Annotated in this window: 9 protein-coding genes; 3 read left to right on the top strand and 6 right to left on the bottom strand. The window is 58.0% G+C overall.

The annotated features are described in order from the left end of the window. Positions 1 to 2: 2 nt before the first annotated feature. The 3 genes from IBT46_RS06685 to IBT46_RS06675 are packed head-to-tail and all read right to left on the bottom strand — an operon-like array spanning position 3 to position 3,217. Complete coding sequence (locus IBT46_RS06685; RefSeq protein WP_200544968.1) at positions 3 to 998, bottom strand: ABC transporter permease; 996 nt, start codon at positions 996 to 998, stop codon at positions 3 to 5. A gap of 10 nt (positions 999 to 1,008) precedes the next feature. Next, positions 1,009 to 2,604 (bottom strand): ABC transporter substrate-binding protein, encoded by a 1,596-nt coding sequence (locus tag IBT46_RS06680; protein ID WP_370569410.1) that lies wholly within the window; start codon positions 2,602 to 2,604, stop codon positions 1,009 to 1,011. A 52-nt stretch (positions 2,605 to 2,656) separates the two neighbouring features. Continuing rightward, on the bottom strand, positions 2,657 to 3,217 hold the full coding sequence (locus IBT46_RS06675; RefSeq protein ID WP_200544966.1) for a GNAT family N-acetyltransferase: 561 nt from the start codon (positions 3,215 to 3,217) through the stop codon (positions 2,657 to 2,659). Between the two features lie 377 nt (positions 3,218 to 3,594). On the opposite strand from IBT46_RS06675, the gene IBT46_RS06670 reads away from it, so the two are divergent. Continuing rightward, the gene (locus IBT46_RS06670; protein WP_200544965.1) at positions 3,595 to 5,229 is read left to right on the top strand and encodes a Na+/H+ antiporter; all 1,635 of its coding nucleotides are present in this window, start codon (positions 3,595 to 3,597) and stop codon (positions 5,227 to 5,229) included. A gap of 120 nt (positions 5,230 to 5,349) precedes the next feature. Here IBT46_RS06670 and IBT46_RS06665 read toward each other — a convergent pair whose 3' ends face one another. Beyond that, the gene (locus tag IBT46_RS06665) at positions 5,350 to 6,741 is read right to left on the bottom strand and encodes a PLP-dependent aminotransferase family protein (protein ID WP_200544964.1); all 1,392 of its coding nucleotides are present in this window, start codon (positions 6,739 to 6,741) and stop codon (positions 5,350 to 5,352) included. A 144-nt stretch (positions 6,742 to 6,885) separates the two neighbouring features. On the opposite strand from IBT46_RS06665, the gene IBT46_RS06660 reads away from it, so the two are divergent. Further along, positions 6,886 to 7,746, top strand: coding sequence for a DMT family transporter (locus IBT46_RS06660; RefSeq protein ID WP_200544963.1), 861 nt, complete (start codon positions 6,886 to 6,888; stop codon positions 7,744 to 7,746). Here the strand turns inward: IBT46_RS06660 and IBT46_RS06655 are convergent. Then, entirely contained in the window at positions 7,743 to 8,951 is a 1,209-nt protein-coding gene (locus IBT46_RS06655; RefSeq protein WP_200544962.1) for an MFS transporter, read from the bottom strand. The genes IBT46_RS06660 and IBT46_RS06655 overlap by 4 nt on opposite strands. 47 nt (positions 8,952 to 8,998) lie before the next feature. After that, positions 8,999 to 10,192 (bottom strand): MFS transporter, encoded by a 1,194-nt coding sequence (locus tag IBT46_RS06650; protein WP_200544961.1) that lies wholly within the window; start codon positions 10,190 to 10,192, stop codon positions 8,999 to 9,001. 133 nt (positions 10,193 to 10,325) lie between these two features. Between IBT46_RS06650 and IBT46_RS06645 the strand changes: the two genes are divergently transcribed. Beyond that, positions 10,326 to 10,931, top strand: coding sequence for a TetR/AcrR family transcriptional regulator (locus IBT46_RS06645; RefSeq protein WP_200545065.1), 606 nt, complete (start codon positions 10,326 to 10,328; stop codon positions 10,929 to 10,931). The last annotated feature ends 83 nt before the right edge of the window (positions 10,932 to 11,014 follow it).

The following is an 11,014-nucleotide window of genomic DNA, read 5'->3' as shown; positions in this document are numbered from 1 at the left end:
GCTTACTCCTTGTCTGCCTGGCTGCGCAGGCGCGGATCGATCAGCAGGCCGAGAATATCGACCAGCGTACTCATCACCACATAAACCAGCGCAGAGAGGATCGCCACGGCCAGCACCACCGGCATGTCCTTGGCCAGCACCGCATCAACGGTCACCTTGCCGAGTCCCGGGCGGCTGAACACCTGTTCGGTGATCACCGCGCCGCTCAGCAGGCCACCCACCAGCCAGCCGGTCAGCGTCACCGCCGGCAGTGCCGCATGTCGTAGCGCATGGCGCAGACGCACGATCACCCCGTGAATCCCCCAGGCGCGCAGCGTCAGGGAGAAGGGCTGGTCCAGCGCATCTTCCAGCCCGCGCCGCAGCACCTGCGACACCACCGCGCCCTGAGCCAGCCCCAGCGACAGAGAAGGCAGTACCAGCGCGGCGAAATTGCGGTCGCCGGCCACCGGGAACCAGCGCAGCGTAAAGCTGAAGATAAACAGCAGCACAATCCCCAGCCAGAAAGAGGGAGTGGAAGCCAGCAGCAGCTCCAGCCCGTTGGCAACGCTGCGTCCCCAGCGGCGGTGCGCGGTCAGTACGGCAACCAGTACCGCAAACACCACACTGACCAGCAGCGCCGCACCGGCCAGCTTCAGCGTGGGCAGTAGTTGCGAGGTGACCAGCTGGCCCACATCAACGTTCAGCATGTATGAGCGACCAAAATCACCGTGCATGATGCGCCACAGATAGCTGAGATACTGCTGCCACAGCGGGCGATCCAGCCCCCATTCGGCGCGGATAGCCGCCTCAATTGCCGGGGTACGCACCTGTTCACCGACCAGCAGGCTGACGATATCACCCGGTGCCAGCCAGACGGCAATGAACGACAGGCTGACGGCTGCCCACAGCACCATCACGCCGCCGCCGATACGCCCGGCAATACGCCAGGCCAGCGATGATGACGACTTCGGTCGTGGTTGCCCGACGCTTTTAATCAGGGGGGTGGTTTCGCTACTCATGACTCACCTGTTAATGTTCGCTCAGCCAGACGCTGTAGGCGTTTTCCGGCATCTGTTTAAAGGGACGGAAGCCAATACCGTGGACGTAGCTGGCGGCGGCAATCTGATCTTCAGGCTCGTACAGCGGGATCGCCACGGCCCGGTCGATAATCGCCAGCTGCTGCAGCTGCGCGTAGAAGCCACGGCGGGCCGGCACATCGGCGGTCGCGGACGCGCCTTTCAGCAACGGCAGGATCGCCGGATCGGACGTGCGGCTGTAGTTGATAGCACCGCCTGCATTCACCGGCAGATAGTGGTTTTCAATATCAATGCCGTCGGTTTCGGTATTCGAGTTGGCAATCGAGCCGAACTGGCCGCTGTTGCGCAGTTCCGTATACGTGCCGGAGTCCACGTAGCGCAGCTTCAGCTCCACGCCCAGACGCTGGCGGGCCTGAGCCTGAATGGCCTGGAGCAGCACATCGCGCTGATCGCGCACCGTCGCCTGCGCCTGGATGATTTCAATGCTCAGGCGCTGGCCGTCCTTAGTGCGGAAACCGTCGGCATCACGCGTGTTCCAGCCTGCTTCATCCAGCAGTTTATTGCCCAGATCCGGGTTATTACCGTATTTACCCTCCACGCCGTTGGTGTACAGCGGATCGACCGGGGAGGTAATGCCCCAGGCGCGCGTGCGTTCGCCGCGATAAATGGATTGCAGGATCGGCGCCACGTCCAGTCCCTGTAACAATGCCTGGCGCACTTTGAGTTCTTGCGTCGGGCCGTATTCCACGTTGAGGAACAGCGAGTACGGCGTACCGGTATTCAGCGCGTGCTGATAGGTGAAGTCCGGATTGTTTTTGAACTCACCGGCATCGTTACCGGAAACGCCTTCGATCGCATCAACCTGGCCGGAGAGCAGCGCCCCCACGCGCACCGAGGATTCCGGCAGGAAGCGATAGGTCACGCCATCCAGATACGCCGGTCCCTGATGAGCAGCGTTGGCCGGTGCCCAGTTGTATTCCGGATTTTTCACAAAGACAATCTGCTGGCCTTTTTCATAGCGCTGCAGGATAAACGGCCCGGTTCCGGCCACGGAAGCGCCGCCCGCTTTCAGATCCGGCGATTGCCAGGATTTCGGTGAAATCAGTTTCAGACCGGCGGCAAAGGCCAGGAACGGTGAGTAAACCGCCTTGAGATTCAGCACCACGGTACGTTCGTCCGGGGTCTCAATGCTGTCAATATGGCGGCTTAACGCGCAAAGACTGGAACCCGCGCAGTAGGCCGGGTCCTGAATATGGCGGAAGTTTTCTGCCACCGCTTCAGCATTCAATTTGGCCCCGTCGGAGAATTTTACATCCGGACGCAGGGTGAAAATAATGCGCTTGCCGTCCTGCTCCACGCGGTAACTTTCCGCGAGCCACGGAACAAAGCTACCGTCGGCATTACGTGCCAGCAGTGATTCATAGGCTACACGCAGGATCAGCTCGGCTTTTGACTGACCGTTCAGTTGAGGATTTAACGGCTTAGGTTCGGTTTCAACGCCCCACGTCAGGGTGCCGCCCGTGCGGGGTTCAGCGGCGGCAAATGCCGATGAGACGGATAAAGCCAACAGCGATACCGTAGCCATCATGGCCACTTTATTATTTAAGCGCATAGTTTTCCCAGAAAGGTAATAAAGACGACTAAGCAGTCAGTGAGTTTTCAATATAATCGTGTACGTACTCTTTAATTTTCGCCTGCTGATAGCGCTGCTGATCGAGCACGCGGGTTAAATAAACCAGCTCTACGCCCAGCGGATTAACCGCACGATGAAACGGCTGATAGCCACGGCGTAAATAGAGCTGTGACAGCCACGGATGTTTAATGGCCGTGGCCAGATACACCGCCGGGGATTTCATCGTATCGCGCAGGAAGCTTTCCTCAACGTAACGGATAATCCGGCTGCCGAAGCCCTGACCTTTGAACTCCGGATCGACGGCAAACCAGTGCAGGAAGGGCCACGGCGATACCTGTTTGCTGTCGGCAGCCCAGGGAAAGCGGACGGTCAGCGTGGCAACCAGGCGTCCCTCATTCTCCAGTACGAAGGTGGATTCGCTGGCGATCACCGCGCGAACATCTTCCACGCTGGAGCGGGTAATAGTGAAATGAATACCCTGAGGAATAAGCGGCGCATAGGCGCGCTGCAATAAACCGTGGAGTAATTCTGCCTCTTCCGCTTTTGCTAAACGAATACGTTCAGTCATGAGTTTCACCGCCAGACAATTAAGTTATTACGATTATTAACAGCGAGGGGGGAAACTGTGAAAGATAAATATCTGATAACGATGCGCAGTTAAAATCTTAATAGGTTGACTACCACATCTGATGTTAAAGATTAACGCCTTAAAAAGTGTGTGTATTTTGACCGCGTGAGCAGTGCCCGTACGGCGCACCATGAATGCATCATTTTCGCATCGGATATTTCCTGTATCATCCCTCCGGGCTGATAGCCAAAATGACGCTTCATTCAATGACGAGAGAACCGGTGTTCCGTGAATATCAGTCATTTTTTGTTGTTTATTTCAACCAGGGAGAAGGTCTGTATGTGTTATGCCATTTTTACCAAAAGGGGAGGTTGCGAATGTCGCTGATCACCATTGTATTAGTTTTTATGATGGCCATTGTTGTTACCGTTTTTATATCTCATTTACTGTCCGCTAAAATCCCACTGCCGCTGCTGCAGATTGCGGCGGGAGCAGCGCTGGCTGCAGGCGGCTTTCAGGTCGATTTTGATCCCCACATCTTTCTGCTGCTGTTTATTCCTCCTTTGCTGTTTCTTGATGGCTGGCGCATCCCGAAGGATGCCTTTTTCAGCGATTTAAAACCCATTCTGTCACTGGCCATCGGGCTGGTGCTGTTTACCATTATCGGTATCGGTTTATTCATCCACTGGCTGATCCCGGCAATTACCGTGGCGGCCGGCTTTGCGCTGGCGGCGATCCTGTCACCGACGGACCCGGTCGCCGTATCGGCGATGACCGCCAGCTCGCCGCTGCCCTCCAGAATGGGTCATATTCTTGAAGGCGAGTCGCTGCTGAATGATGCGTCCGGTCTGGTAGCGTTTAACTTTGCCGTTGCCGCCGTGCTGACCGGCAGTTTCTCAGCCGGCGATGCGGTAACGCGGTTTGTTCTGATGGCCGTCGGCGGTATCCTCAGCGGGCTGGTGGTGGTCTGGGCCACCGGCAAGTGCAATAACTTCCTGATTAAACGTACCCGTGAAGAACCGGCAATACAGATCCTGATCAGTATTCTTATCCCGTTTGCCGCCTACATTCTGGCTGAAAGCGTCCACGTGTCGGGCATTCTGGCCGCGGTTGCCGCCGGGATTGCCATGCACTACGAGCAGCTCTCCGGTCCGCGCCTGCCCGCCACCCGCATGAAAAGCAGCGCCGTATGGAACATGCTGCAAACCATCCTTAACGGTATGATCTTCCTGATGCTAGGCGAACAGCTTCCCCGTATGCTGAAGACGCTGCCGGACGTTGCCAGCCAGGCAGGCGTTTCATCGCCCTGGTATCTGCTGCTGTATGCGGTGGTGATCACCCTGGCGCTGGGCGCAATGCGCTTTTGCTGGGTCTGGCTGTCGATTACGCTCACGGTCTTCCGCCAGAAGCGCCGCGGTAAAGTGACCACCAGCCGCCCGCAGTTCAGCGCGGTGGCGGTGATGGCGCTGGCCGGCGTAAAAGGTTCGATCACGCTGGCCGGTATCCTGACGCTCCCAGTGGTGCTGACCGATGGCTCACCGTTCCCGGGCAGAGACCTGCTGATTTTCCTGTCGATGTCGGTGATCCTGCTGTCGCTGATCGTTGCCGCGATCGGTCTGCCGATCATGACTTCGTATCTGGCCGATGACTTACCCCATGATTCCGGAAAGGGCGCGATTGGTGCTGCGCTAACCGAAGCGGCGATTGCCCGCCTGAACGAACTGCTCAGCCAGCCCCTGGACGACCCGGAAGAAGAAGCCATGCGGGCGGATGCCGGAAACCTGCTGTTGGAAACCTACCAGCGTCGCCTGCACTATAACGACAGCGACGACCAGAACGATGTCGGCCAGGAGCTGAAGAAGCGTGCCCGCATTGAAAAAGAGATGCAGCGCGAGGCCATCGTGGCCCAGCGTGCCGAGCTGTTCAGGCTTAAACGCGCGCGCAACATCACCGACACGACCTTCCAGCAGGCGCTGAGAGCGATTGATTTGAAGGAAGAGAGCCTGCACTAAAGGCGAAACACCCCGCTGGCGAATCTCTCCGTCGTGAAAACGGTGAGACCGTCAGCGGCATACGGAGCCCGGCGGGCAGTTTTAAACGGAAGCCTCTGTTATACGCTGCCCGCCCGGACGCTAATCCCCGGCTGAACATGCCGCCATCACTTCCTTCAAAACGCTATACACGCGCTCATCGTTCAGATGCGCGACGTTAAAACGTAAAAATTCCCCCGCCGACTGCGACACGCTGAAGACATTACCCGGTGCCAGCACCACGTTGTGCAGTCGGCAGCGGCGGGCAATTTCCGTGGAATCGAATCCCGCAGGCAGACGACACCAGAGATAAAACCCACCGCGCGGCACCATCCACGGCGTTATTCCGAGCGCAGCCAGCCGTTCAACCGCATCTTTGCGTGCTTTTGACAGCCTGCGAACCACCTCATCAAGATGTTTACGGTAGCTACCGCCGGAAAGCACAGCAGCCAGCAGTTGAGTGGTCATCGGGCTTGGGCCACCGAAGCTGGTGGCAATTTGCAGATCGGTCAGCCCCTCAATCCATTCAGGACGACAGGCGATATAGCCACAGCGAACCGAAGCCGAAAGCGTTTTGGAAAAACTGCCCATGCGAATCACCCGCTCCAGGCCGTCGGGGATCGCCAGCCGTGATGACAGTTCAGGTTCAAACTCGGCGAAGATATCATCTTCAACGATAATCAGATCGTGCTCGCGGGCCGCGTTAAGCAAGCGCCAGGCCGTTTGCGGGGAGAGACTCGCGCCTGTCGGGTTATGTAACGCCGAGTTGGTGATATACAGCCTGGGTCGCGACTGGCTGAGAACCGACTCAAATACGGCCACGTCAGGGCCGGTCGGCGTAAAGGGAACGCCCACGATAGTGACCTGATGCGCGCGGAGCAGGGCCTGAAAATTGAAATAGCAGGGGTCGTCTACCAAAACCGTGTCACCGGGCCGCAGCAGGAAACGACAGATTAAATCCAGCGCCTGGGTTCCGGAACCGGTCAGCATAATCTGCTCCATGGGCGTCGTCAGCCCTTCGCTGGCAAAGCGCGCCAGCAGCAGGCGCCGTAGCGCCGTCGCACCGCGTGTCGTACCATAATCACATAGCAGGCTGGCATCCGAACGGGCCAGCTGCCGCATGGCTTTTCGCAGGGGCTCCACCGGCATCCAGTCGGCAGGAAGCCAGCCACAGCCGGGTTTCAGCACATCGCGATCGGCATCCAGCGCCTGGCGAGACACCCAGAACGGATCAACGTCGCGCTGGTAATCGACATTCTTTTCAACCAGATTCAGCGGCGGCTGATGCGACCCGGTCACAAAAAATCCGGCCCCCCGGCGTGCGCGGATCATTCCCGTCGCCGCCAGTCGTTCATAGGCTTCAACAACGGTCGACGGCGATACCTGCATCTTTGCCGCATAGCCGCGCACTGACGGCAGACGTTCTCCTGCGGAGAGTGCGCCACCGATAATCTGGCTGCGAATGTCGGCTATCAGCATTTCGGTACGGGTCATCGCAGTTTTCCTCATGGCAATCACAGCTGTATGGTCAATTTTATCCATACAGTTTGGTAAAATTGTACTGCATTGTATCTTCGAAATGTTCCTGACGTTGCCTATTATCGTTGAAAACGTGAGGCAAAACAGAAGCGAGGCACTATGGAACGGACAACGGCAGGATGGTGGAGTGGGCTGACAGGCGTAATGATTTTCAGCGGTTCGCTCCCGGCCACACGCGTGGCGGTAAATGATTTTTCGCCCCTGTTCCTGACATCGGCGAGGGCCACCATTGCCGCACTGCTGGGCGGGGCACTGCTGTTGCTGCTGCGCCAGCGCCGCCCGGCGCGCTCGGATATCCTGCCGCTGCTTATTGTCGCGCTTGGCGTGGTGGTAGGGTTCCCCCTGCTGACCGCGCTGGCCCTGCGCCATATCAGCGCCGGCCACTCGGTGGTGTTCATCGGGCTGCTGCCGCTCTCCACGGCACTGTTTGGCGTACTGCGCGGTGGAGAACGCCCCCGGAGGGCTTTCTGGCTGTTTTCACTGCTCGGTGCCGCCATCGTGGCCGGATTCGCTATCGCCAACGGGCAGGGCGGATCGCTAAGCGGCGACCTGCTAATGATCGCTTCGGTCATCGTCTGCGGTCTGGGCTACGCGGAAGGCGCGGGTTTATCGCGTCGGCTGGGGGGCTGGCAGGTGATCAGCTGGGCGCTGCTGCTCTCCCTGCCGCTGATGGCGGTTATCAGCCTGTTCAGCCTGCCGCCCAGCTGGAGCGCCGTCAGCCAGCCAGGCTGGTTAAGCCTGGGCTATGTTTCGCTGTTCAGTATGCTGATTGGATTTCTGTTCTGGTATCGCGGCCTGGCGCTTGGCGGCATTGCAGGCGTCAGTCAGCTTCAGCTGTTGCAGCCGTTTTTTGGCCTGCTGCTGGCCGCCGTGCTGCTCCATGAATCCATCGCCTGGAGCATGGTTGCCTGCGCCACGGCGGTGATCCTTTGTGTGTTTGGGGCAAAGCGTTATAGCTAGAGCTTCAGAGTAATAGGGGTGTTTTTCCGCTCGTGAAGCAACAGGTAAAGTGACAGCAGCGCCGCAGCCGTCAGTATCGTGGCTGTCACCCAGAGGTTGGGCACCAGACCAAACTGGTCGACGATCTGCCCTCCGAACCAGGAACCGCCAGCAATACCGATGTTAAACACCCCAACATAGAGCGACGTGGCGATTTCAATTGCTCGCGGTGCGGCTTTCATCATCCAGCTCATCAAACCAACCGATACTCCGCCGTAAGCCAGGCCCCAGAGTATCAGCGCGGCTCCGCTGCCGGTGTGATAGTGTCCGATGCTCAAAAAAAGCAGCGGAGTAAACATTAAGCCCAGCGAAATCGCCAGCAGGGTAAACGCCGTCCGCTTCATGGTGACGATCCCGGTCAGGAAGTTCCCCACCACGCCGGTGATACCATAAATAAGCAGCAGAATACCGATCCATTTCACCTCAAACAGCGCCACATCCAGCAGCAGGGGGCGAACAAAGGTAAAAGCCATAAAATGCCCGGCCACCAGCAGCAGAGTCAGTACCAGACCGGCCCGTACCCGGGAGTTTTGCAGCAGTGCCACAAACTGGCGGAACGAAACGGAATGCGTTACCGGCAGCGCCGGAATAAAGATCCAGTGCAGGACCAGCACCAAAACGCTGAACAGCGCCATGCCGCCAAATGCCCAACGCCATCCGGCATAATCCCCGATGAATGCGCCAAGCGGAACGCCAAGCACAGAGGCTGCGGCCACGCCGCCGAACACAATGGCCGTTGCCAGGCCGACGTATTGTGCGGCAACCAGGCGCGAAGATAATCCCCCGGCTATCGCCCAGATCCCTCCCATACAAAACCCCACCAGGGTACGTGCAGCCAGCAGCGAAATGATGCCGGGCGCCAGCGCCGATGCGATATTGGCAATCGTCAGCAGCACCAATAGCCAGCGGAGAATAATACGCCGGTCTGTGCCACCGGCTGCAATAACAACAAACGGCGCAAACAGGGCGGCAAGCAGAGCGGGCAGTGAAATAGCCATCCCGGCTTTTCCGTTAGAGGTGTTTAAGGATTCTGCCATTGTCGTCAGCAGTCCCACGGGCAGCATTTCTGTGGTAACCACGGCAAACGTTGCCAGGCCAACGCAAATCACCGCCATCCATAAACTGTTTTCCGGGGCAACCGCAGAGGGTTTTAGTTCAGTGCTCATGTTTTCCTTATCAGAATCAGTTGATTTCATCATTAACCCGATCGTACTTATTCACCGGTGACAGCAGGCTCCGGGCGGCGGAAGCCATAAAAAACGACGGCAAGAATCACCGCTGCGGCTCCCGCCGCTACGCTAAACCCTTGTGAAGGCGTGCCATGATTGAGTACCTGTCCCGCCGCTGCCGCGCCGAGTGCAACGCCGATATTCAACCCGGCAAGCAGCCAGGCCATCCCTTCGGTTACACGATGATCGGGCACGGTGCGCTCAACCAGAGACATCGCGACGATCATCGTCGGGGCGAAAAACAGACCGGAGAGCAGAACCGCCGCGGTCAGGGAAAGGATGCTACCTGCCATTATCAGCGGCAGAGAGGCTAAAGCGGTCCCCAGCCCACCGAACACCAACTGTTGATTCAGAGTGGCCTGCAGTTTGAGCGTGCCAAACAGCAGCCCGGCAAAACACGATCCCAGCGCATAGGCAGAAAGCACCAGGCTAGCCAGCGCGGGCTGCCCCTGCCCGGTAGCAAAAGCCACGCTGACGATATCGATGGTGCCAACGATAACGCCCATCGCCATCATTAAAATGGCCAGTAAGCGCACCGTCGGGAGATGGATAAGAGCCTGGCTGCCGCCGTTGATATCAGATGAGATTCGCGGCGGTTCGGTTACTCGCTGGGCGAGCAGCGCGGCTATGCCGACGATCAGCAGTAACATAGCCACAAGCAAAGCGGCCTGGGGCTGCACTATCACTCCCAGCGCCACCGCCAGCGGCGGCCCGGCGATAAAAGAGAGTTCATCCAGCACCGTTTCCAGTGAATAGGCCGTCTGTAGCAGAGGTCGCCCACGATAGAGAGCCGTCCAGCGAGTGCGGATCATCGCCGAGACCGCAGGCATAAATCCGGTGAGCATTGCGCCAGTGAACATCAACCATGCCGTATCCTGCCACAGGCTGTTCACTGAGAGCGTTAAAAAACCCAGCGAACTGACTGCCGTGGCAGCAGGCAGCACCCGGCGCTGGCCGTAACGGTCCGCCAGACGGGAAATCTGCGGTGATAACAGCGCATAGGTCAAAACAAAAGTTGCAGAAACGGCCCCGGCAAGTGCGTAGCTACCACCGGACTGCGATAGCATGATGATGATACCAATACCTGTCATCGGCAGCGGAAGCCTTGCCAGTATTCCGGCGAGGGTAAAAGCCCGTGTGCCCGGCGCAGCAAATAACTCACGATAAGTGGCGATCATTTCCTTCTCCATAATGCATCCGCTTGCCACGAAAAACGGCTGCAGACATAATACATACGTGGCGTATGAAAAAGCATATATTCATACACTGCGTATGTAAACAGTCAAAGCTCGTTAGCTGAAGGAGAGGATGATGGTGCGACGTACGCGCGCAGAGATGGAAGAAACCCGTGCCGCGCTGATATCAACGGCGCGAAAGGTTTTTAGTGAGGTCGGCTATGCTGATACGGTAATGGACGATCTGACCGGGCAGGCGGGGCTAACCCGGGGGGCGCTTTATCATCATTTCGGCGATAAAAAGGGACTGCTCGCGGCGGTGGTTGAGCAGATCGATGCAGAAATGGACGCGCGGCTGGAGACGATTTCCAGCACGGCTGAAGACGGCTGGCAGGGATTTACCCATCGCTGCAATGCCTATCTGACCATGGCGCTGGAGCCTGAATATCAGCGTATTGTCCTGCGCGATGCCCGTTCCGTGCTGGGTGGACCGTCTCAGGAATCACAGCGCCACTGCGTTGACGCCATGCAGCGGTTGATCAGCCAACTGATTGCTCAGGGCGTGATAGCCGAAGCGAATCCGCAGGCGCTGGCCTCGCTGATTTACGGCAGCCTGGCCGAAGCCGCATTCTGGATCGCCGAAGGAGAAGATAGTGACGCCCGCCTGGCGCAGAGTAGCGAAGCGCTGGCGCTGCTGCTGCGGGGTTTACTGGCTAAACATGCCCGCTCATGCGGGCCGTAACAACGATAAACAGATGACAGCCTCAATTGTTATGTTATAACATAACAATTACCCCATAAGGGATACGGTTTAACGCCCGTTCA

Origin of the sequence: Erwinia sp. S38 (assembly GCF_016624545.1) — a bacterium.
GTDB lineage: Bacteria > Pseudomonadota > Gammaproteobacteria > Enterobacterales > Enterobacteriaceae > Erwinia > Erwinia coffeiphila.
Note: the sequence above shows the minus strand (reverse complement) of the source record. Positions and strands in the feature narration are given on the sequence as shown.